The 24,369-nt window shown below is 40.1% G+C and carries 21 protein-coding genes; 4 read left to right on the top strand and 17 right to left on the bottom strand.

Translation table 11 applies throughout. The annotated features are described in order from the left end of the window. Positions 1-195 precede the first annotated feature (195 nt). Complete coding sequence (locus tag PALI_RS03810) at positions 196-2,397, top strand: two-component system response regulator (protein WP_193155041.1); 2,202 nt, start codon at positions 196-198, stop codon at positions 2,395-2,397. Between the two features lie 230 nt (positions 2,398-2,627). On the opposite strand, the gene PALI_RS03815 is transcribed toward PALI_RS03810, so the two are convergent. Together PALI_RS03815 and proB are read right to left on the bottom strand one after the other, a co-directional pair. After that, positions 2,628-3,875 (bottom strand): glutamate-5-semialdehyde dehydrogenase, encoded by a 1,248-nt coding sequence (locus PALI_RS03815; RefSeq protein ID WP_193154968.1) that lies wholly within the window; start codon positions 3,873-3,875, stop codon positions 2,628-2,630. Then, a complete protein-coding gene (gene proB, locus PALI_RS03820) occupies positions 3,872-4,978 on the bottom strand; it encodes a glutamate 5-kinase (RefSeq protein ID WP_077536790.1) in 1,107 nt (368 codons plus the stop codon). Before proB ends, PALI_RS03815 begins: the two co-directional genes overlap by 4 nt. An 861-nt stretch (positions 4,979-5,839) precedes the next feature. Here proB and PALI_RS03825 point away from each other — a divergent pair. Next, positions 5,840-7,687: a cation:proton antiporter gene (locus PALI_RS03825; RefSeq protein ID WP_193154969.1), complete on the top strand. Its 1,848-nt coding sequence runs from the start codon at positions 5,840-5,842 to the stop codon at positions 7,685-7,687. A 69-nt stretch (positions 7,688-7,756) separates the two neighbouring features. On the opposite strand, the gene PALI_RS03830 is transcribed toward PALI_RS03825, so the two are convergent. From PALI_RS03830 to cutA, 15 genes are all read right to left on the bottom strand, one after another. Then, a complete protein-coding gene (locus tag PALI_RS03830; RefSeq protein WP_193154970.1) occupies positions 7,757-8,395 on the bottom strand; it encodes a tetratricopeptide repeat protein in 639 nt (212 codons plus the stop codon). Positions 8,396-8,505: 110 nt separating this feature from the next. Further along, positions 8,506-9,819 (bottom strand): adenylosuccinate synthase, encoded by a 1,314-nt coding sequence (locus PALI_RS03835; RefSeq protein ID WP_077536787.1) that lies wholly within the window; start codon positions 9,817-9,819, stop codon positions 8,506-8,508. Between the two features lie 214 nt (positions 9,820-10,033). Further along, a complete protein-coding gene (hflC, locus tag PALI_RS03840; protein ID WP_193154971.1) occupies positions 10,034-10,912 on the bottom strand; it encodes a protease modulator HflC in 879 nt (292 codons plus the stop codon). Between the two features lie 5 nt (positions 10,913-10,917). After that, positions 10,918-12,087 (bottom strand): FtsH protease activity modulator HflK, encoded by a 1,170-nt coding sequence (gene hflK / locus PALI_RS03845; RefSeq protein WP_077536785.1) that lies wholly within the window; start codon positions 12,085-12,087, stop codon positions 10,918-10,920. 100 nt (positions 12,088-12,187) lie between these two features. Beyond that, the gene (hflX, locus tag PALI_RS03850) at positions 12,188-13,477 is read right to left on the bottom strand and encodes a ribosome rescue GTPase HflX (protein ID WP_077536784.1); all 1,290 of its coding nucleotides are present in this window, start codon (positions 13,475-13,477) and stop codon (positions 12,188-12,190) included. Between the two features lie 16 nt (positions 13,478-13,493). Beyond that, the gene (hfq, locus tag PALI_RS03855) at positions 13,494-13,757 is read right to left on the bottom strand and encodes an RNA chaperone Hfq (RefSeq protein WP_077536783.1); all 264 of its coding nucleotides are present in this window, start codon (positions 13,755-13,757) and stop codon (positions 13,494-13,496) included. A gap of 79 nt (positions 13,758-13,836) precedes the next feature. Beyond that, entirely contained in the window at positions 13,837-14,754 is a 918-nt protein-coding gene (miaA, locus tag PALI_RS03860; protein ID WP_193154972.1) for a tRNA (adenosine(37)-N6)-dimethylallyltransferase MiaA, read from the bottom strand. A 10-nt stretch (positions 14,755-14,764) separates the two neighbouring features. Continuing rightward, a complete protein-coding gene (gene mutL / locus PALI_RS03865) occupies positions 14,765-16,612 on the bottom strand; it encodes a DNA mismatch repair endonuclease MutL (protein WP_193154973.1) in 1,848 nt (615 codons plus the stop codon). A 36-nt stretch (positions 16,613-16,648) separates the two neighbouring features. Continuing rightward, positions 16,649-17,992, bottom strand: a complete 1,344-nt coding sequence (locus tag PALI_RS03870) for an N-acetylmuramoyl-L-alanine amidase (protein WP_193154974.1) — start codon at positions 17,990-17,992, stop codon at positions 16,649-16,651. A 24-nt stretch (positions 17,993-18,016) separates the two neighbouring features. Next, on the bottom strand, positions 18,017-18,487 hold the full coding sequence (gene tsaE, locus PALI_RS03875; protein ID WP_182702969.1) for a tRNA (adenosine(37)-N6)-threonylcarbamoyltransferase complex ATPase subunit type 1 TsaE: 471 nt from the start codon (positions 18,485-18,487) through the stop codon (positions 18,017-18,019). 126 nt (positions 18,488-18,613) lie between these two features. Next, a complete protein-coding gene (gene accC, locus PALI_RS03880) occupies positions 18,614-19,954 on the bottom strand; it encodes an acetyl-CoA carboxylase biotin carboxylase subunit (RefSeq protein WP_077536779.1) in 1,341 nt (446 codons plus the stop codon). 26 nt (positions 19,955-19,980) lie between these two features. Beyond that, entirely contained in the window at positions 19,981-20,436 is a 456-nt protein-coding gene (gene accB / locus PALI_RS03885) for an acetyl-CoA carboxylase biotin carboxyl carrier protein (protein WP_193154975.1), read from the bottom strand. Between the two features lie 41 nt (positions 20,437-20,477). Further along, positions 20,478-20,930: a type II 3-dehydroquinate dehydratase gene (aroQ, locus tag PALI_RS03890; RefSeq protein ID WP_077536777.1), complete on the bottom strand. Its 453-nt coding sequence runs from the start codon at positions 20,928-20,930 to the stop codon at positions 20,478-20,480. A 228-nt stretch (positions 20,931-21,158) separates the two neighbouring features. Further along, entirely contained in the window at positions 21,159-22,994 is a 1,836-nt protein-coding gene (locus tag PALI_RS03895; RefSeq protein ID WP_193154976.1) for a protein-disulfide reductase DsbD, read from the bottom strand. Next, complete coding sequence (gene cutA, locus PALI_RS03900) at positions 22,994-23,314, bottom strand: divalent-cation tolerance protein CutA (protein ID WP_193154977.1); 321 nt, start codon at positions 23,312-23,314, stop codon at positions 22,994-22,996. Before cutA ends, PALI_RS03895 begins: the two co-directional genes overlap by 1 nt. 177 nt (positions 23,315-23,491) lie before the next feature. Here cutA and PALI_RS03905 point away from each other — a divergent pair, with 177 nt between their 5' ends. Both PALI_RS03905 and PALI_RS03910 read left to right on the top strand, forming a co-directional pair. Further along, positions 23,492-23,968, top strand: a complete 477-nt coding sequence (locus tag PALI_RS03905; protein ID WP_193154978.1) for an FxsA family protein — start codon at positions 23,492-23,494, stop codon at positions 23,966-23,968. A 109-nt stretch (positions 23,969-24,077) separates the two neighbouring features. Next, positions 24,078-24,365, top strand: coding sequence for a co-chaperone GroES (locus PALI_RS03910; protein WP_077536773.1), 288 nt, complete (start codon positions 24,078-24,080; stop codon positions 24,363-24,365). The last annotated feature ends 4 nt before the right edge of the window (positions 24,366-24,369 follow it).

Genomic DNA, 24,369 nt, shown 5'->3' on the forward strand with positions numbered 1-24,369 from the left:
AGCGCATGTTTGCCATTTATGCTGCGTTATCGCCTATTTATGGGGAACAACCACACATCACAGGCTCTGCCTTGCCTAAATACCAAACAGTCTGCTGCAAAATCAATCACGAAAGGTCAACACGCCCTAGCCAATAACAAAGAACTAAGCTAAATTATATAGTAATTATCATCAAAAGGATTGAGTGTGCATTCGATGTACTTGGCAAAAAAAACAACTGAGTCTGATAGCAGTAAGCACAAACCTTTAGTACTTATTGTTGATGATGAACCCAATAACCTTCATGTTTTGGTAGAGGGGTTACTTACCGATTACGACATCAGAGTATCTACCAGCGGTGAACAAGCTTTAGCTTTTGTAGAATCTACTCGCCCCGATTTGATCCTACTTGATATTATGATGCCAGGCATGGATGGATACGAAGTATGTAAAACACTAAAATCGAGACAAAGTACTAAAGGTATCCCTGTTATTTTTGTTTCAGCACTTACAACCGAGGACTCTGAAGAGTATGGTTTTGAGCTAGGCGCTATTGATTATATCCATAAGCCTTACAAACTTGCGTTAGTCAGAGCAAGGGTTCGCACCCATATAACATCACAAGGGATGCTTGATAGACTCATCGAAAAAAACTTTGACTTACACGATAAACTACTTGAGATAGAAGCACTTGCTCTTGAGTTAAGCAAGCGAGAAGAAGAGTTAAAGCTGCTATCTTCAAAGCAAAAGTTATTTTACCAAGCTCTTACAGGCACTGCAGATGGCGTTGTTATAACCGATTCACTAGGCAGTATTATCGCTGTTAATCCTTCTTTTTGCCGCATTACAGGGTTTACTGAAACAGAAGCTCTCAACACGCAATTGCATGAGCTAAAGCAAAATAATCAACTAGGCGTTAGCTTTAGTGATGTATGGCAGCATGCTAATAAGGCCGGTTATTGGAGTGGGGAGCTTGTTACGAGACGAAAAAATGGTGAACTATACCCTGAGCTATTAACGCTTAGTATGGTAAAGAGCGAACAAGACACTAAAGTTCATTTCATTGCTGTTTTTAGCGATATTTCAAGCCTAAAAATCACACAGGAACGCATTGACTATCTTACATGGCATGATGAGCTAACAGCGTTACCAAATAGAAATGGCTTTTTAAAGCAGTTAGAGCAACAACTACAAAATTGCTCTTTAAATAATAACTATGCTTATATTTATATTATAGATATTGACAGCTTTCGCTCCATCAACGATGGACTAGGCTTGTTAGCAGGCGATAAAGTTTTAAAAGAACTTGCAAAGCGCATTCACAATAAGCTTGGTAAAAAAGATGTTATAGCACGTTTAGGCAGTGATGGGTTTTCAGCGCTGAGCAGTGTTGAGAAAGGTGTTGGTCGCCTAAGAACTCAAGAAATAGCTGAGCATAAGGCCCAAAAATTATTAAGTGCGATTAATGAGCCTTTTATAATTGACGGCCAAAAAATCAGTATTACCATAAGCATCGGCACGTATATTTTTCCTCGTGAAGACAAATGGGAAAGTGCAATTGAAACCATAAGAAACTGCGAAGCCGCCTGTTATAAAGCGAAAGAGAAAGGCGGAAACCGCGTTACTTTTTTTGATAATTCGTTTGGTGAGCAAGCTAAACGTCGATTTGAAATTGAACAAGATTTACGCAAAGCTATTTCACAAAATGAGTTTACCCTTTATGTACAATCACAATTTAATAGTCAGCAAATACTAAAAGGCGGTGAGGTATTATTGCGTTGGATCCATCCTCAGAAAGGGTTTATTAGCCCAGCGGAGTTTATTCCTATTGCTGAAGAGTCAGACATCATTTATGACCTAGATTGTTGGGTACTTAAAAATGCTTTATCGTTGATTAAAAAGTTAGATAAACGCCATGCAGCACTAAGTATATCTGTAAATATTAGTGGTCGACATTTCCATGAACCGCGTTTTTTATCGCTATTAAAAACGCAACTAGATAGCTACAAAATACAGCCGAACCAATTAACAATAGAAATCATTGAAGGCACGCTGTTAAATAATATTGAATCAGCAATCGAAGCGGTGCAATTATTAAAAAACCTAGGTGTGCGTGTATCGATAGATGATTTTGGCACTGGTTATTCTAGTCTTACTTATCTAAAACAGTTACCGATCCAAGAATTAAAAATAGATAGATCATTTGTTTTTGATGCGCCGAAGGATAATAACGATAAATTAATTATTGATATGATAGTCAGTTTAGGAAATTTATTTCAACTAGATGTTGTGGCTGAAGGAGTAGAAAATCAATCTCACTTTGATTTATTACAAGAGTATCCTCAGGTAATTCTGCAGGGTTATCATTTACATAAGCCAGAACCTGCAAGCGAATGGCTTAAAAAAATAAATAACTAACGGTGTTGCGAGTCATTTCGAAGCTAAAACAATAAAGCCGAGCTATGCTCGGCTTTATTGTTTTATATAGTTAACCTGAACCCTACTTAAGAGATTTACTAACGTATTAAATCATGGTGATATTTAAATTTGTTTTTCTCTAGCCAGAGATTTTCGGTAAATTCAACGTGGTTAGCGCTGAAAATAGCTGCTTGAGATGGATTTATTATCCAGTGTTCAGGTTAGTTAGCTTATTCGCGGACTTGACCTTCACCATTCACTAAGTACTTTTCAGTAGTGAGTGATTCAAGACCCATAGGGCCATATGCGTGAAGCTTAGATGTCGCTATACCAATCTCTGCACCTAAACCTAACTGTGAACCATCAGAGAAACGTGAAGAGGTATTAACCATAACAACAGAAGCATCTACACTGCGTTGAAATAACTCTGCCGCTGTTTGATTTTTAGTACAAATAACCTCTGTATGGTTTGAGCCAAATTGTGCAATATGCTCAACTGCGGCTGTAAAATTAGGTACCACGCGGATGGCAATCTCTAAATCTAAATACTCTTCACCAAATTCATCGTCTGCTAGCACGGTTGCGTTATCAAAATATTTAGCCGCAAAGCTGTCAGCATTTATTTTCACACCTTCTTGGCGTAGCACCACGGCGCACAGATTTAAAAATTCATCGGCAACATCTTGGTGAACAACCAAGCCCTCTAGTGCATTACAAACACCAGTACGCTGCGTTTTGCCATTAAGTAGTAAGTTAAGCGCAACTTCTAAGTCTGCATCTTTATCTACGTAAAGATGACAAACACCTTTGTAGTGCTGAATTACAGGAATCGTACTATTTTCAGTAACAAAGTTGATTAAGCCTTCGCCGCCACGTGGAATGATTAAATCAATGCTTTCACGTTGCTGCATTAATTCCATTAATAGTGCGCGATCTGGATCTGGAATCACTGAAATAAGTGATACTGGTAGGTTGTGCTTTTCAAGCACACTATGCATTACACTTGCGATAGCTTGTGAGCTTTTAAGTGCTTCTTTACCGCCACGTAAAATTACGCCGTTACCTGATTTAAAACAAAGTGCACCCGCATCGGCCGTTACATTTGGGCGGGCTTCATAAATCATACATACAACACCAAGAGGTACACGCATTTTACGAATTTTGATACCATTTGGACGCTCAGTAATATCGCGTAACTGCCCAACAGGATCATCAAGGCTAACAATAACTTCAATACCTTCTGCCATTGCTTCTATACGCTCATCGTTTAGCGTTAAACGGTCAATCATTGAAGCTGCTAAGTTATTGTCGCGTGCTGCGCTTAAATCACTTTCGTTTTCTTTAATTATAAAACCTTTTTGCTCTCTTAGTGCCGCTGCCATTTCAACTAATACTTTGTTTTTAGTCTCGGTATCGAGTAAAGCGAGTGTATGTGCAGCTTTAGCTGCTTGACGTGAAATGTCCGTAATTAAACTCATGATTTCTCCAATAGTGCGATATGTTTTTCAGATATAACTGGTCCAATTGAATCCTGCATTTTTTCGCTGAATTCACTCTGTTCGTTGTCTGCAATAAAGTTTAACAAACAGCTACTATAATTCGCGGTCGCCTTTGCTAAACGCGTACCGTCTTCACTACGGACTAAAATAGTGTCACCGATAGCAAATTCACCATGCACTTCAACTATCTCATCACCGCGAATACATCCGGTTTCACCTTCAAGCGATTCATCAAACGACCCGTCAACAACAACTTCACCTTGCTCGTTTGCTGTGTGCGTCATCCAATGTACCGAATCTTGCATCGGTTTTTCGTAAGGTAAAAAGATAGTGCCTGGGTTTTCGCCCGCAAGTAGCCGAGTAAAAGTTTCTTCTTTAAACCCATTAATAATGTAGGTTGCTATGCCGTGTGATGTTGCTTTTTCAGCCGCTTCTATTTTAGTTTTCATACCACCTGTGCCTACAGCACTTGTAGCACATCCTGCCATAGCATAAATAGATTCATCAATTGATTTTATTTCAGGTAATAAAGTGGCGTCTTGGTGTAAGTTAGGATTTTTATCGTATAACCCATCAACGTCCGAAAAGATTAGTAGCGCGTCGGCATCGGCAGCGGCAGCAACCATTGCAGATAAATTATCATTGTCACCCACTTTAAGATCGTCTGTCGTTACAGCGTCGTTTTCATTGATGATTGGTAATATACCGTGCTCAAGTAAAGTAAATACTGTTTCTCGAATACTTTGGTAGCGTTCGTGGTCTCGTAAATCACCATGCGTTAATAACAATTGCGCTGATGGAAAATCGAAAAAGCGATCCCACATAGCTATCATTTCTGTTTGACCTGCCGCCGCCATTGCTTTTTTCATGACAACCGAGCGAGGCTTATCCGATGGGAATAAGTGTGAGCCAGCAGCTACCGAGCCAGAAGAAACCAAGATCACTTCAATACCACGGGCACGACAACGAACGATAAACTGTGCGATGGTTAATATATAACGTGAACGGCAACCATCTTGATCTGGTGCGATTAAAGCGCTGCCTACTTTAAGTACAATGCGTCGCCAATTTAACTTTTGCATAAATGCTCAACTTTCCATTTTATATGTGCCCACTATTGGTGAGCTAAAACTAAGTAGCTAGGTACAAAACATAGCTTCGGATTTATTTATCATTCACAACGCTTTTAAACACACACAAGTAGGCAAAATCTAAAACATTGTTTTAAATTTAAGCTCAGAAATAAAATAGATACAGCTCAGTTTATGAGTTGTACTAGTAAGAAAGTTTAAAAAGTGTTGTTTATGCATCGCTGTAAAAAGCTGTGTGTGGCTTTTTTATTAACAACATACATAGAGCCTCTAGAGTCTGATACACCAACAGATAGGGTGAAGACTTAAGGACCGAGATTTAATCGCCACGATGGGGATTAAATATTGAAAGGTAATAGTTCAACTCAAACCTTTATTTGTTTAATTGGATAAACAAACTTGTTTAGAAAAACCATACCAAATAGTTCGGTAAATGATATTTTAACGCTCGAATACTAATTAAGCATTTAAAACAGGATTATACATAACGAATATGAGCATAAGATTAACACCCAATTATTTAATCCTGCAATCTTAATTAGATAACTAATAATTCGAACTCGAAGTATAATACGCTATATTACGCACTGAGATCAAGGCTAAAATTCAAACAAGTCTATTATGCATTGCTATCTAAACAGTTATTTAATATATAAATCAATTAGATAGATAGGCCTGCTAGGGGTTTATAAGGTATTCACCCTTAATCACTGTAATTAAAACCGACTAATTTTTTATAAGCAGCTAAAATTGATTAGTAATATTTTAATTTCCCGTGTATACCCCTGTATTAATAATTAACAAAAGTTATACTTTTAAAATATATCGTCTCAAATAAGGAATTCTTAATCTATGTCAGCAATTTACATAGCCGGTATCGCACTCTGCTCTGTGCTTGCCCAATGGGTCGCGTGGGCTTTTAGAGTACCCGCTATCCTCTTTTTATTGCTTACTGGTCTTTTACTTGGACCATTTAGTGGTGTTTTAGATCCTGATGCACTTTTAGGTGATTTACTCTTTCCGGTTGTATCACTAAGCGTTGCAATCATTTTATTTGAGGGATCACTCACCCTGCATTTTAGGGAGCTAAAAGGCATTGGCAAAGTGGTAAGGAACCTTTGCTCAATTGGCATGCTAGTTACTTGTATTATTATAAGCTTAAGTGCTTACTGGCTGCTTGAGCTTAATTGGCGCGTAGCAGCAGTGCTAGGTGCTGTACTCGTTGTAACAGGTCCTACCGTTATAGCACCACTGCTAAATTCAATGCGACCAACACAGGATATAGATCGAATACTTCGCTGGGAGGGTATTGTAATTGACCCAATTGGTGCATTATTTGCGGTATTAGTATTTGAAGCCGTCATGCTCGTAGGTCAGGGAGAAGTACTTAGCCATACTATTATCGCTCTAATTAAAACACTGGGTGTTGGTTTAAGTATTGGTGTTGCCGCTGGCTGGCTAACAACACTGTTAATGCGACGCGAATGGCTCCCATTTGAGCTACATAAATTTGGTATTTTAGCATTAGTGCTTGTTAGCTTTTCGATATCAAACTATTTAAGTCATGAATCTGGCCTATTAGCAGTGACTGTATTTGGCATTTGGCTTGCTAATCAAGATGATTTAGAAATTGATTCCGTCCTTGAGTTTAAAGAAGACTTATCGATGATTTTAATTTCAACATTATTTATTCTACTTGCAGCTCGGTTGCAGCTTTCTGATTTAATGATGCTCGACAGTGATGTATTTATATTTTTAGCGATAGTGCTTTTTGTTGCTCGCCCATTGTGTATTGCTATTTCTACCTATGGCACTGAGCTGCCAATGAAGTCTCGCTTAGTGCTTGCTTGGATAGCCCCTAGGGGTATTGTTGCCGCTGCTGTGGGGTCTGTATTCGCACTAAGTATGATGGAAGCTGGCGTTGCTGATGCTGAAAAAATGGTGCCACTCATATTTACAGTGATCATTATTACCGTTGTACTACAGAGCTTAACCGCTATTCCTGTTGCTAAGTTATTGGGTGTACGTCAACCGTCACCAAATACTATATTAATTATTGGTGCCAACCATGTCTCACGTGCAATCGGCCGTGGTTTACAAGAGCAAAATATTCCGGTTCACCTTTCAGATCCAGCATGGGAGAACTGCAGAATGGCTCGTATGGATGGCCTAGCTTGTTATTACGGTAATCCACAATCAGAACATGCTGAGCGCTATTTGCCACTAACAACGATTCGAAGCGTATTAGCGTTATCACCTAATCGCCACCATAACGCGTTAGGTGTTCAATACTTTTCTCACTTACTTAATGAAAAAAATGTATTTTCGCTACGCTCATCAACGTCGCACGCAAAAGCAAATAAAGATAGCGCAACATTTTTATCTAGACAAATACTGTTTGGGGATGAAGGTTCATATGCACGTTTGAGTAGTATTATTGCCAAAGGTGGTAAAGTGAGCGCAACGCGTATCTCTGATGAGTTTAGCTGGGAGCAGTATTTAGAAATGAACCCAGAAGCTATCCCTTTATTTATTCTTAAAGGTGATAAAGATAGCGACGAAGATACACCTATTAAGCTAAGACCTTTTACTATTAACATGGAAAAACCACCGCAAGAAGGTGAACGAGTTGTTGCACTGCAACCACCTAAAATGTCAATTTTAAAAGATCCGCAAATAAAGGCTAAAGAAGAAAGTTAAACACTTTTACAGGTAGTAAAAACTCAAAACCCTAACTTAAAAAGTTAGGGTTTTGTTTTTTAAGAGCCATTAAATAGGAAGACGAGCTCGCGCCACAACACTGCCAGGCATTTTTTGTGCGAGCTCAGCAAGTGCCCTTTCAATTTTTTTATGCGTCGCTTTATCTGCCACCATAGAGTGAAATAACCACCGATAAGCATCTTCAAAATCACGTGGGCTACCAAAACCATCGTTAAATAGCTTAACCAAACGTAATTGTGCGTTTAAATTGCCTTGCGATGAAGCTTCACGTAAATAAGTAACTGCCATTGCTTTATCTTGTTGAACCAAACGCCCTGTGTCGTAGTAACGTCCTAACTGCTCTAATGCTGCCGCTAAACCCTGCTCAGCAGCTTTTCGCATATAATAGACACCTAACTCTACGTTTCGGTCAACACACACGTTATAAGCTAGCATATCACCATATAGAAATTGATAAGATGGCAATGCCATTTTATTGGCTCGTGCCTCTATATCTTGCACTAGCTGGCAATCATCTGCCTTGACGCGAGCTAAATGTGTATTTTTATTGATCAACGCAATTAGCTCAGGCTCTGTGTACAAAGGCACTGCGGCGGACGTTTCTTCAGCTAAGCCATTGGGTATTATCAATAAAGACAGCGAGATTAACGAAAACGTTAATACGCAATTATGAGAAAATAAACGCATGTTCACCACTTATAAAAATAAACTTATTAAATAATATACAAAGATCGTTCCAAGGTGAATTTTAGGCATAAAAAAAGCTGCACTAGGCAGCTTCTTTTGGCTAATAGTAATTACACAAACGGGTTGCGAAGTACCATAGTTTCTACGCGATCTGGACCTGTAGAAATAATATCAATTGGAACACCGGTAATTTCTTCAATACGCTTGATGTAGTCAATCGCAGCTTTAGGTAAGCCTTCAAGTGTAGTTACACCAACTGTGTTCTCTGACCAACCTGGCATTTCTTCGTATACTGGCGTTACTTTATCGTAACCTTCAGCTGCTAATGGCGTTACGTTAGTAACTGTGCCATCTTCAAGCTTGTAACCAGTACAGATTTTAAGTGTTTCTAAACCATCTAAAACATCAAGCTTAGTTAAACAAAAACCTGAGATACTGTTGATTTGAACCGCACGACGCATAGCGACTGCATCTAACCAACCAGTACGACGAAGTCGACCTGTTGTTGCGCCAAATTCATGACCTTTATCGCCTAAGTGCTTACCTACTGGATCTTGTTTATCAAGACCATCGTAAAGCTCTGTAGGGAAAGGGCCTGAACCAACACGTGTCGTGTACGCTTTAATAATACCTAAAACGTAATCAAGGTTTAAAGGGCCAAAACCAGCACCAGTAGCAACGCCACCAGCGGTAGTGTTTGAAGATGTTACATAAGGGTAAGTACCATGATCGATATCAAGTAATGTACCTTGTGCACCTTCAAATAAAATATTTTCGCCTGCTAAACGCGTTTGATCTAAAAGCTCAGTTACATCTACAACCATTGCTTTTAAGATATCAGCAACAGCCATTGCATCATCAAACGTTTTTTGGAAATCTACAGCGTCTACTTTGTAGTAGTTAACTAAAGTGAAGTTATGGTACTCAAGAACTTCTTTTAATTTAGCTGCAAATAATTCAGGATTAAATAAATCGCCTACACGTAAACCACGGCGCGCAACTTTATCTTCGTACGCAGGACCGATACCACGGCCAGTTGTACCAATTGGTTTATCACCGCGTGCAGTTTCACGGGCTACATCTAATGCAACATGGAAAGGCAAGATCAGCGGACACGCTTCGCTTATAAGAAGACGCTCGCGTACTGGTACGCCACGTTCTTCAAGCATGCCAATTTCTCTCATTAGCGCTTCTGGCGATAAAACGACACCATTACCAATCACACATTTAACATTGTCACGTAATACACCCGATGGAATAAGGTGTAGAACCGTCTTTTCACCTTCGATAACTAAAGTATGACCCGCATTGTGGCCACCTTGATAACGAACTACTAAAGATGCTTTGTCTGTAAGGAGATCAACTACCTTACCCTTTCCTTCGTCACCCCATTGGGTGCCTAATACAACAACGTTTTTACCCATCGTAAATTCACTTAGAGAAAATTAGGACGAGATTTTACCAGAAAACTAAAGTAAAGATCACCCCTGTTCAGCTTATTTTTTCTGCGTACAATTGTTATATCCAAATATCATCATATAACCACATGAATAACAGTGATTTAAAGCATCAAATTACATTCAACAAAAAGCCCCACAAATGCAGGGCTTTTTAATTTTTTAATAATTAGCGTAAAACTTATTGAGCTTTTGCGCCTTTCATATACTGGAAGAAGTCGCTATCTGGTGAAAGCACCATAACGTCTTGCTTATTTTTAAACGTCTTTTTGTAAGCTTCAAGCGAACGTACAAAACTGAAGAACTCAGGGTCTTTATTATACGCATTAGCGTAGATACCTGCGGCATCAGCATCACCTTGGCCTCGAACAGAACGTGCATTACGCTCTGCATCAGCAAGCATTACTGTTACGCGGCGATCAACACCAGCACGAATAGTCTCAGCTTTTTCTTGACCTTCAGAACGATGCTCTTTAGCAACCGCAGTACGCTCAGCGCGCATACGTTGATAAATAGAGCTACTTACTTCTTGTGGCAAGTTGATTTGCTTAACACGCACGTCTAATACTTCAATACCAAGTTCACGTGCGCTTTCAGAAGCTTGTACTAACGCCTCTTCCATTAACTCACTACGCTCACCCGATACAATTTCACGAATTGTACGTGTACCAAAGTTTGTACGAAGACCGTTGTTTACTTTTTGCTTAAGTAGCGTTTCAGCATATTGCTTGTCGCCACGAGCACGCAAGTAAAAAGCACTAAAGTCGTTAACACGCCATTTTACGAACGAATCAACAATTAAGTCTTTTTTCTCACTGGTAACAAAACGATCAGGTGTACCATCTAATGTTTGAATACGCGCATCAATGCGACGTACTTGACTAAAAAATGGCACTTTAAATTGCAGGCCTGGACCATATACAATCGCTTGATCGTCGTTGTCTTTTTGTACTTTGCTAAACAACATTACAATTGCTTTTTGTCCTTCAGGTACAACAAATACCGACGAGAAAGACATAACAATGGCAGCTAATAATATTACTAAACTAAAGTTTTTCATTATGATTATCTCCCATCATTGAAGCGATCATTGTTAAAGCGGTCATTACCACTATTAACAGAGCTATTGCGTGACGTATTTACTTTATTTCGTAAATCTTGAATATCACTTGAGCTTGGTAGTGCAACACGTGTTGCAGTTCCTTGCTTATCCATGATTTTATCAAGAGGTAAATAAATCATATTATTGCCGCCTTTCACATCAACCAATACTTTAGAGCTGCTACCTAACACTTCTTCCATTGCATCAATGTATAAGCGCTCACGGGTAACTTCTTTAGCCGCTTGATATTCAGGTAATAGCTTTTCAAAGCGAGCTACCTCACCTTGTGCTTCGAGTGTAATACGCTCTTGGTAACCTTCAGCTTCTTGGGTCATACGTGTTACTTGACCACGAGCACGTGGTTCAATTTCACGGGCATAGGCTTCTGCTTCACGGATGAAACGCTCTTCATCTTCTTGTGCCGCAATCGCGTCATCAAATGCATCTTTAACTTCAGTTGGCGGACGAGAATCTTTAAAGTTCACGTCAGTCACTATTAAGCCTAAGTTATACGGTTCAATAATTTTATTAAGCTCATCCCAAGTGCTTTGACGAACAACTTCACGTCCATTAGTCAATACTTGGTCCATTTTTGCATGACCAACTACATAACGCAGCGCACTGTCTAGCGCTTCTTCTAAACTGCTGTCAGCATTAGTTACACTAAATAGGTAAAGATATGGGTCAATAACACGATATTGAACCTGAAACTCAACGCTTACCACGTTTTCGTCTTCGGTTAACATAAAACCAGAAGCTGATAATGAACGAACTGCTTCAATATCGACTGGGATTACTGTTTCAATAAAGGTCATTTTCCAGCGCAGACCAGGATCCGCAATTCGGTCATATTTACCAAACTGAAGAACCACACCACGCTCGGCTTCTTTAACCGTGTAAATACCACTTAACGCCCATACAATAACGGCGATAATGAGTATGAATGAAATACCGGCTCCGCCAAGTCCACCACTGCTACCATTGCCGGATTTTTTCCCGCCAAATAAGCCGCCGAACTTGTTACTAAACTTACGGAACACCTCGTCTAAATCAGGTGGGCCTTGATCACGTCCGCCTTTATTATTCCACGGATCTTTGTCATTGCCATTATTACCCGGTTCATTCCAGGCCATAGCTATACTCCATTGTTATCTAAATAAATTAGGAAATTGTGTTAAATCTAACAAATCTACCGCGTTTCTCATACTAAAACCGACATTAAAACGCCAATTTTTAATTACGGCTGATAAAACCAGCAATTTCAGGACCAAATTCTTTAATTAAACGATTCCACTCAACCATTGGCATTCTAACATCTAGCAGCCAATTCCCTTGCTCATCAAATCGCTCTTCATGTACTGCGTTTAAACTAAATAATGCAGCCCTTAGACGACCATACAATGGCGTAAGAAATAAGGTTTCGTTAAACATCTTCTTAGCGAGCAGCTCGCTAATAGCCTCGCTCAGTAATTCACACCCTTCACCAGTTTGAGCGCTAAGCCATACCCTTATAGGTTGGCCTTCGTCGTCTCGATCAATACGTGGGCTTACGTTATCCAGCGCATCAATTTTATTATAAATTAATAGCTGTGGTACTTCATCGGCTTCAATTTCTTTGAGCACCGATTGTACTTGTTCAATATTTTCTTGAAGACGAGAGTCTGCCGCGTCAATCACATGTAGTTGCAAATCAGCTTCACGAGTTTCAGTAAGTGTTGCTTTAAAAGCAGCGACTAAATCGTGCGGCAAATGACGAATAAAGCCTACTGTATCAGCTAAAATAACGGGGCCAACATCTCCTAACTCAAGCTTACGTAGGGTCGGATCGAGCGTTGCAAATAACTGATCGGCTGCGTACACGTCTGAGTTTGTAATTCGATTGAATAACGTTGATTTACCCGCATTAGTGTATCCCACTAACGATACGGTAGGTATTTCATTACGTGTACGAGCTCGCCTACCCTGTTCACGTTGTACTGCCACCTTGGCTAGACGCGCACGAATATTTTGAATGCGCGCGCGCAATAAACGTCTATCAGTTTCGAGCTGAGTTTCCCCAGGTCCACGTAAACCAATCCCGCCTTTTTGGCGTTCAAGGTGGGTCCAGCCTCGAATTAATCGAGTCGACATATGACGAAGTTGTGCTAACTCTACCTGCAGCTTACCCTCATGGGTACGTGCACGTTGGGCAAAAATATCAAGAATTAGTGTCGTTCTATCAAGGACACGGCACTCACAAACACGCTCTAAATTACGTTCTTGTGACGGTCTAAGTTGATGATTAAAAATAACGACATCTGCATTGTGGATTTTTACAATTTCAGCTATTTCTTCTGCTTTACCGGTACCGACGAATAGTTTCGGATGTGGTGCTTGACGGCTGCCTTGCACAACCGCCAAACTACTAACACCAGCAGAAGATACCAACATCTCTAATTCATGAAGATCTTCACGATCTCCTTCTTTAGGTAAGTCGATATGGACTAAAATTGCCTGCTCGCCGGATTCATAGCGGTCAAACAAATATTACGCTCCTAATTTAAACATTTCCAGCTTCTGGCTCTTCTGAGTTGTCATCCCCTAAAACACCTTGGAAGTTGACTGCACGAGCAGGGACAACGGTTGAAATTGCATGTTTATACACCATTTGATTTACAGTGTTTTCAAGTAAAATAACAAATTGATCAAATGACTGAATTTTACCTTGTAATTTTATGCCATTAACCAAAAAGATTGATACTGGAATGCGCTCACGACGTAGTGCATTCAAAAATGGGTCTTGTAACGATTGGCCTTTTGCCATGTTATTATTCCTTCGTTCTAGGTGTTATTATAATTAAGTGGCTGAACTTATTTAACAAAGCTAAATAATTCAACTACTACTAGCTTAGCGAACTTACTACACGATGCAAGTTTTCTTCATCGCCTGTTGTTAACCAAGTTACATCAGGCCAGCTTCTCAACCAAGTTAATTGACGCTTAGCCAATTGACGTGTAGCTGCGATACCGCGAAAAAGCATTTCATCATGGTCAATTTCACCCGCAAGGTAATCCCACATTTGTCTATAACCTACACAACGAATAGAAGGCATATTGGGGTGCAAATCCTTACGTAGATATAGGGTCGAAACTTCATTTTCAAACCCCTGTTCTATCATTATTTTAAACCTTTCTTCAATTCGAGCATGTAACTCACTGCGCTCTTGCGGTGCAATAGCAAACTGATGAAAAGTATAAGGTAAAGCAGGCTGTTTTTGCTTTTGCAATTCAGTCATTGTTTTACCTGTTATACGGTAAACCTCTAAAGCGCGATTAATTCTTTGTGAATCATTTTCACTCATTTTCTGAGCGGCTTGTGGATCAATTTTTACCAGCTCTTGATACAAATGCGGCCAACCATATTGCTTAGCCTGTGCTTCAAGCTCTGCTCTTATTAGTGGATCAGCCTCTGGAAGTGGCGATAAACCGTCGACCAGTGCCTTAAAGTACATCATCGTACCTCCAACCAATACAGGTACTTTACCCTGTTGGTGAAATTCATCAATTTTTTTTATTGCATCACGCCTAAAATCAGCCACAGAATACGTTTCGCTCGGATCAAGTAAGTCAATTAAATGATGTGGTGCGCGAGCAAGCTCTTCAGCATCTGGTTTAGCGGTGCCGATATCCATACTCTTATACACTAACGCTGAATCAACACTGATTATTTCTGTATTTAAATGCTCACACAGCGAGATTGCCAACGCCGTTTTTCCAGCAGCGGTTGGACCCATTAAAAATATGACTGGTAAATGACTCAACACGAATACCTTAATCTAATTGCGTTAAATAGTGATTTAGCTCTATTTTAACTGCTTTTTGACGTAAACGTTCAATAGTTTGCGGATTATTTTGTAAGCGCAGCTGCTGCGTTAAAAATACATTGCTTGCATAAAAACGAGTTGGCACGCATTTCAGTTGCCACTCCAACCAGTTATCTATATTTTCAAGCTCTGCTTTGCATGCATTAAGCAGCTCATCTACCGCTGTACTTACATCGAGTAAATATAAGCACGCAGGCAATTTTTTAACCATTACAAATTGTTTTTCTATTACGAGCTCAAAACCAAGTAAAGTAAACCATGATTGCTGCGCTTCTATCACCAAGCAATCCTCTTTTGGTAAATTGACTCGCACAGGTAACAACAAGGCTTTTCCTTCCAAGTTACCAAGCTCTTTAATTTGATTATGCCAATCATCCACTAATGCATATTTAAAATGTGAGCAATACAATTGCTGCCCAGCACTGAATACACATACACCGTCATGAACACTGATAATTGAAACAACCTTTAAAACATTATGCGCAGACTCTAACTGCTGCGGTGTTACGGGTATGTTTGCTACGTTGTCAAAATGCGCCGCATGTTGCTCACTAACACCTTGATAAAACGCATTTACATCATGATGGCTTGTGCTTGGTGTCGCACAATATGCGCCACTATGGCCGCCACGGCTAGCTCCTGATGACGACTTATCAACCCCCCTAGAGTGAGCAGGTTGTAATTGCGATTTAGGGTAATCAAATACCCCTTCTGCCTCCACATTATTCGAGCAGCTATGCGCCGCCTCTATAAACGCAGGTGCAGCCTCATTCTCAGCGCTTGCTGGTTCATTGGTAAACTCACCTTGCAGTGGCACTACGACCTGCTTAATGGCTTGTAGTATAAAGTCATGAATTAAGCGCCCTTGATGAAAACGCACTTCATGCTTAGCTGGATGAACATTTACATCAACCTGTCGCGGGTCAATATCAATATAAATAACAAATCCAGGTAATTCTTGAGTACCACTTACCTCTTCGAATGCTTGGCGGATCGCATGTAAAATAAGCTTGTCGCGCATCATACGATTATTTACATAAGTGTACTGAGTGGTATTTGCTGAGCCTACTGGCAGCACCCAGCCATGCAGTTGTAAACCGCCCTCACCTGATTGAATATGTAACCCTTGCTCTACAAATGCCTTGCCGGCAACTTGTGCCACCCGTGCGATTGCTTGTGCTGGATCTGTTTTAGCGCGGTATTGCCTAACTACTTTTTCGTTATGAGTCAGTGTAATCGATACATCAAAACGGCTAAGAGCAATACGCTTTATAAGTTCATCAATATGACTAAATTCTGTTTTTTCAGTGCGTAAAAATTTGCGGCGTGCTGGGGTATTAAAAAATAAATCTTTTACCTCAATAGTTGTCCCATCGGGATGCGCAACTGGCTTTACCTGCACTGCCATATCGCGACCTTCTGCAAAGGCTTGCCAAGCCGCTTCTTGCACTTTAGGTTTTGAACTAAGCGTTAAGCGCGATACCGAGCTAATTGAGGCAAGCGCTTCTCCTCTAAAGCCAAGAGAGCAAATATTTTCAAGATCATTGAGTGATTTTAATTTACTGGTTGCATGACGAGACAGCGCAAGTGTTAGTTCATCTTTACTAATGCCAGAACCATTATCGCGAATACGAATAAGCTTATGACCGCCGCGCTCTATATCTATCTGAATACGTGTAGCGCCAGCATCTAAACTATTTTCGACAAGCTCTTTTACTACCGACGCTGGGCGTTCAACCACTTCACCTGCGGCAATTTGGTTAGCCAAACGCGCGGGTAATATTTCAATATTCATAAGATTTCCTAGCAAACATTGCGCTGACAATAAGGTCTAACTTTGCGGTATATCGAGCTCTTGACCAATAAATAAAGTATTAGAGCTTAGTTTGTTAACTTGCTTTAATTTACTGACTGTAATGCCATAGCGACTTGCCAACATACTTAAAGACTCCCCTGGGCGCACTTTATGCTTAGTCGGATACTGCGACTTTAATTTGGCAAATAAAGAATCATCAGGTGGATTTTTTAAATAGTAAGTTTTAATCGCAGTAAATATCGCTTTAGCTAAACGCTCTTGATGATTCGCACTTTTAAGCAGTTTTTCTTCTCGTGGATTAGATATAAACCCTGTTTCCACCAAAATAGAAGGAATATCTGGCGATTTTAATACTGAAAAGCTCGCATGTTGTGGATCTTTTTTGTGCAGTTTCGCCACTTTGCGTAACTCTTTTACCATCACTTCAGCCACGCTCAAACCTGTTTTCATTGAGTGATCCATCGACATATCAAGCAATGCTTGCGCTAAGTACTTTTCGTTAGCCGCATCTTTCATTACATCGGCCGCACCACCTAATAGCTCTGAATGTTTTTCTTGATCCTCAATCCACTTACCAACTTCTGAGTTTGCTCGCCTGAGCGACAATACCCACACGGAGGCACCATTTGGACCTGGGCTTGAAAATGCATCTGCATGAATAGAAACAAAAAAGTCGGCTTTTTTCTCACGAGCACGATTTGTACGAGTGTTGAGCTTTACAAAATAGTCGCCGCTTCGGACCATGCGCGAAATCATTCCTTGCTCAGAATCAATCATACGTTCTAAGCGTTTAGCGATTTGTAGTGTGACCGTTTTTTCGTACGTGCCTGATGGACCGATGGAGCCAGGATCTTCGCCACCATGACCTGCGTCAATCGCAATAACAATATCGCGCTCTTGGCTTAACTGGCGATTTTTAGCCGCAATTTGTGTCGATGATGTAACAGCTGTACTTTTATTTTTACTATATAAATCAACAACTAATCTATTTTTATAAGGCCCAGTAGGCGCAAGCGCAAATACCACAGGTTTCACTGCGGCATTTAACTCAAAAACTAACCGGACACTTTGTTTATTTTTTGGTTTTGAGTAGCGTAACTTACTTACTATTTGGTGTTTTGGGGGGACACCTGGCAGTATTTTTAACTCGTTGGTGTTTTCTAAATCCACCACCAAACGACTAGGATTTTTTAGCATAAAATAACTAAAGTCGGGCTTGTCATTTAAATCAAACACCACACGCGTACTGTCTGGAGATGGCCATACACGTACGCTATTAATAGTATTTTTCGCCCACAGCGGCAGGCTTATGGTAATAACCATAAGGTAAATAAAGAGTTTAACTACAGCTCGACTCATTTGATAATTACTGCCTTCACTATTTTATTGTTTTTTATTTAGTTTTTCGACAATTGCTATACCGCGATCACTCGCACTATTAATAACAATTTTACGTTCGTTACCCACATAGCTTAGGGTAATATCTAAATCAGGCACAGGAATAAATTCGCCACCCTTCTCAGGCCATTCAACAACACAAATTGCATCTGCCGAAAAATAGTCTCGTATTCCCATGTATTCGAGCTCTTCTGGATCGCCTAAACGGTATAAATCAAAATGATAAACATTTGCTCGTTCAAGCTCATAAGGTTCTACTAATGTATATGTCGGACTTTTAACCTTACCTGCATGGCCAAAGCCTTGCACAACGCCACGGGTAAAGGTTGTTTTACCAGCCCCTAAGTCGCCGTGTAAATAAATCACCGCACCTTGTTCTATAATAGCCGCAACTTGGTTTCCCATGGCGACTGTGGCTACTTCATCATTTAGGTGTGATTCAAAACTACGCGTCATTACTACCTCAAAAATTCACTTAAAAGCGTATGTTTGCTAATCATACCAGAATATTTATTTAAGGCGATAAATTGCAGTTTCAGGCATAAAAAAACCGGCCTAAGCCGGTTCTTTAAAACGCTAGAATTATAATCCTAGTTTTTTCTCAAGATAGTGGATGTTCGTACCACCATTTTGGAAGTTCTCATCTGCAAGAATTCTCTTATGCAGAGGAGTATTAGTTTTAATTCCGTCAATAACAAGTTCATTAAGTGCATTGCGCGCACGGGCAATGGCTACGTCACGGTTTTCACCGTAAGTAATTAACTTACCAATCATAGAATCGTAATGTGGTGGAACCGTGTAGTCAGCGTAAATATGGCTGTCCCAACGAATACCTAACCCACCAGCTGGATGAAAACGTGTAATTTTACCCGGTGACGGAATAAACGTTTCTGGATCTTCAGCATTAATACGACACTCAATAGCATGACCGCGAATAACAACGTCGTCTTGAGTGAACGATAAAGGCTGACCCGCAGCAATCTTTAATTGTTCTTTGATTAAGTCGATACCAGTAACCATTTCAGTTACAGGGTGTTCAACCTGAATACGTGTATTCATTTCAATGAAGTAAAACTCGCCGTTTTCGTATAAAAACTCAAACGTACCTGCACCACGGTATCCAATTTCTATACATGCACGTGTACAGCGTTCACCAATAAATTTACGTGTTTCAGCTGTAATACCTGGCGCTGGCGCTTCTTCAACTACTTTTTGGTGACGACGTTGCATTGAGCAATCACGTTCACCTAAATGTACTGCATTACCTTGGCCATCCGCTAATACTTGAACTTCAATATGACGTGGGTTTTCAAGGAATTTCTCCATGTAAACCATACCATTGCCAAAGAACTGCTTAGCTTCTTGCTGTGTTAAGGCTATTGAATCAATAAGTTCAGCTTCGCTGCGAACAACGCGCATACCACGACCACCACCGCCACCAGCGGCTTTGATGATTACTGGGTAACCAATGCGTTTAGCAATTTGCATGTTGCGTTCTTTATCATCTGATACCGGACCGTCAGATCCTGGCACACATGGAACGCCTGCTTTACGCATTGCTGCGATAGCAGATACTTTATCACCCATAAGGCGAATAGTGTCGCCTGTAGGACCGATAAATACAAAGCCACTTTGCTCAACTTGGTCGGCAAAATCGGCGTTTTCTGCAAGAAAACCGTAACCTGGATGAATAGCGACCGCATCAGTTATTTCTGCCGCTGCAATAATGCGCGGAATATCTAAATAACTTTCAGTGGCTGCTGGTCTACCAATACAGATGGTTTCATCTGCAAGCAATACATGCTTAAGATCGCGATCCGCCGTTGAATGCACAGCAACCGTTTTGATCCCAAGCTCTTTGCAGGCGCGCAATATACGAAGTGCAATTTCACCTCGGTTTGCAATGACTACTTTATCTAACATTAGAGTTGGCCTTTTACGTTACGCTATTATTCAATTATGAATAGAGGTTGATCAAATTCAATTGGCTCGCCATTTTCAGCTAAAATAGCTCTTACTGTACCTGCTTTGTCTGATTCAATTTGATTCATCATTTTCATAGCTTCGATGATACAAAGTGTATCGCCAACTTTAACTTGCTGACCTACTTCTACATACGCTGGCGCTTCTGGAGAGGCCGCTGCATAAAAAGAGCCAACCATTGGTGATTTAACCTGATGACCCGTAGGTTCTGCTGGTGCTGCTTCAACTGCAATAGGAGCCGCTGCAACTGGGGCTACTGGCGCTGGTGCATATTGCTGTGGAGCAAATTGCGGGTAACCTGGGCCTGCGCTCATATTGTTACGATTAATACGTACTGATTCTTCACCTTCAGTAATTTCCAGCTCAGCGATACCTGATTCTTCTACTAATTCGATCAACTTCTTTATCTTGCGAATATCCATTACACGACCCGCCTATTAGTTAGTTTGTGTGTTAATTTAAATTAAATTGTATTTTGCAACCGGTTAACTGCTGCATTTAATGCTGCGTGATAACCCATTGCGCCTAATCCACATACCACGCCCTGTGCCACATCAGAAAAATACGAATGATGGCGAAACGCTTCACGTGCGTGCACATTACTTAAATGCACCTCAAAAAACGGAATATCAACACTTAACAGTGCATCACGTAATGCGACGCTAGTATGCGTAAATGCAGCTGGGTTAATTATTATGCAATCAACCGCTTGCCAAGCATCGTGTATTCGTTCAATGAGTGCTTGCTCACTATTACTTTGAAAATGCGTTAACTTAACATCTAGACTATCAGCTGCACTGGTTAGTTCGTTCATAATCTCACTGAGCGTCTGAAAACCGTATTTATCCGGTTCACGTTTGCCCAGCATGTTTAAATTTGGACCATTTATAACTAAAAGGTTAAATTTTGCAGTCATAATACGCGATATATCCTATAAGTAATGAGTTAAGCGGTTACTAACTAATTTTTCACTTTTAAGTAAGTAAAAAAAGTAATGTAGCAACAATTTCTCACGTTAACCAACTATTATAGTGATTTCGACGTAAATAGCAGCAAAATACTGGTCTAATCAGTGCTATAGGAATAAATCAGGAAGGAAATCAGAATCCGCCACTTGATTAAATCAAGTGGCGTTATTGCACTATTATTGTGCGCTAGCGCGCACTGTAGCGAGGTGTTTAGCAAAATCCTCAGCATTTAAAAAGCCCGTTACACGTTGTGTACTTAGCTCTTTACCTTGGGTGTTAAAAAACAAAATACTCGGTAAACCGAACACCGTGTACTCTTCCATTAGCTCAATTGTTTTATTATCACTTTCAGTTAAGTCAATTTGAATAAGCTGATAATGGCTAAACTCACTTTGCACTTTGGCATCTGGAAAGGTGTAATGCTCAAACTCTTTACACGCCACACACCAATCGGCATATAAATCGACCATAACCATTCGACCTTCGTCGTTTGCTTGTGCAACTGCTTCTTTTAATTCTGCTAAATCAGCAACCTGTTTAAACTCATTATTTTGTGAGCTTACCTGTACTGTTTGTACTTGTACTGGCCAAAAGTAGTTTTTAGTTAACGTAAAGCCTGTAATAACTAATAGAGTTGCAGCAAACCATAATGCAGTTTTGAACTTGCTTTGTGTTTGGCTACTTTGCCAATGATGTAAGTACAGTGCTGTTGCTAATGCAAGCACACCTGCCATTAATAATATAATGTCAGCGCTGATTAGTCGCTCAAGTAATATAAGCGGCACTATTAACATTACAAAACCAAATAAGGTTTTAACTTGCTCCATCCAACCACCCGCTTTAGGCAGCAATTTACCGCCAGATGTACCGAGTAATAACAATGGTAATCCCATACCCAAACTGAGCACGTACAGCGTTAAACCACCTACTAGGTAATCGCCACTTTGCGCTACAAATAACAGTGCAGCCGACAGTGGCGCCGTAGTGCAAGGTGATGCAATCAATCCCGAAAGTATACCCATTAAAAATACGCCAACATAGTTGCCGCCTTTTTGATTATTACTTACCTGAGTGAGTTTATTCATCATACTGCTTGGCAGTTTTATTTCGTACCAGCCAAACATCGACATAGCCAATAATACAAACAATAAACTAAAGCTGATTAACACAAATGGATGCTGTAAATATCCCTGCACTTGCCCACCAAGAACAGCAACAACTAAACCAAGCGCTGCATAGGTAACTGCCATGCCTTGTATATATACAAACGATAACGCAAATGCTTTTTTAGTTGAAAGGTTTTGCTGACCCGCAATTAAGCTCGACAAAATAGGGAACATTGGAAATACGCACGGCGTAAAAGCAAGGCCAACACCAACGACAAAAAATATGAGTAAATTAGTTATTAAGCTCTGACTTGCTAATTGCTCAGTAAAAGTAAGTTCTTTTTCGGTATCACCAGAATTTGTTGTAGGTTCAGTGGCAGGCTCATTGAGTGCTGCAAACGTACTTTGCGCTGTTGCGGCTTCACCAGAAGCGCTATTTCGATCTACATTTTTGACCTGTGCGCCACTAATTACACTAAGTGGAATGCTAATAACTTCTGGCGGATAACAAAGCCCGGCTTTAGCACAGCCTTGGTAACGCACTTTAACTACGGCACCGTCGGTAACATTACTTAATTTACTTATTACACTTACAGCGTTAAAAAAGACTGCTGTTTTACCAAAAAATTCATCTTCAATAATTTCGCCACTACCAGAGTCACCCACTTGAATGTTTGCGCCTTTGGCAATGATTTCTATTTTCTTTTTATACAGGTAATAATCTGGTGCTATATCCCAGCCCACAAACAAGGTATTGCCTTGCTGGTCGAAATCAAATACAAACGCTTTCTCTACAGGCAAAAAAGTATGTTGAGGAGGTCCTAATAAATTACCAAGCACATTATTAGTCGCAGCCTTTACAGGCACAACTAATAAAGTTACCAACAATAAAAAGAAAAAACGCATTAATTTAATACCTCATCCATCCAATTAAAATAGGCTAAGTTTCCGGTTGCAACATCAATAACTTGTATCTCTGGCACTTCGTAACTGTGCATTGCTTTTATGGTTAAAAACACATCGTTCATCTTGTCTGATTTCGTTTTTATAAGTAATTTAGCTTCTATTGCTTCTGCTATTTCACCTTCCCACATATAAATAGCTCCCACATTAGGTAAGATATTTACGCAAGCAGCGAGTTTTTTCTCTACTAACGCCCTTGCGAGCATACGTGCCTCGGCTTCGTCTTTGCAGGTCGTAAAAATCAGTTTAAATTGCGTAGTCATTATGAACCTTACTTATTTGACAGTGTCTAGCTTCATAGTATCTGATAGAGGGTACAATGTGTAGACGCTAAAATAACAGTAAAATAACTATAGCGATGCCCTAACCTTGAAAAGAGACCTCGTCACCCTCATTTATATTTCATCAACTCTTTTGAGTGTCATTATTTAGAGAGCGTTATGTTTAGATTTTTATTTGTGTTGTTTATCATCATCCCTATTATCGAAATCGCCTTACTGATTCAAGTAAGCGACGTAATTGGCGGATTTGCAACAATTGCACTGGTTGTTATTACCGCTATTTTAGGTGCCAAAATGGTGAAGACACAAGGCATGGGCGCATTGCAGAATGTGCAAACGCAAATGGCGCAAGGGCAAATGCCAGCTAAAGAATTATTTACCGGAATATGCGTTGTAATTGCGGGCGTATTATTACTTACCCCAGGCATTATGACTGACGTATTTGGACTACTATTACTAACCCCTGCTATTCGTAACAAATTGGCTGCAGGCCTTGCTAGCCAAGCAACTGTTAGAATGAGCGCAAGTATGAAACAAGGGCCGTCGCCATTTGCTCAACAACCGCATTCAACACGTGAACAGCAGCAAATGGACCAGCCAACAACTATTGATGGTGAATATGAGCGAAAAGATTAAAAATTTATCGTTTTTTCTCTTGGAATTTTTCACTCTACCCCCATTAATGAATGCAAATTAGAAAAGCTTTTTTCTGTACTGTTCAGAAACTGTTAGGAGAACTAAAAACATGAACATTCGTCCTTTACAAGATCGCGTAATCGTTAAACGTCTAGAAGAAGAAACAAAATCTGCTGGCGGTATTGTATTAACTGGCTCTGCAGCTGAGAAGTCAACTCGCGGAGAAGTTATAGCCGTAGGTAATGGTCGCGTTTTAGAAAACGGTGACGTGAGAGCGTTAGAAGTTAAAGCCGGTGACACTGTGTTATTTGGCTCATATGTTGAAAAAGTTGAAAAGATCGAAGGTCAAGAGTACCTGATCATGCGTGAAGATAATATTTTAGGCATTGTAGGCTAAACCT

Source organism: Pseudoalteromonas aliena SW19, assembly GCF_014905615.1.
GTDB lineage: Bacteria > Pseudomonadota > Gammaproteobacteria > Enterobacterales > Alteromonadaceae > Pseudoalteromonas > Pseudoalteromonas aliena.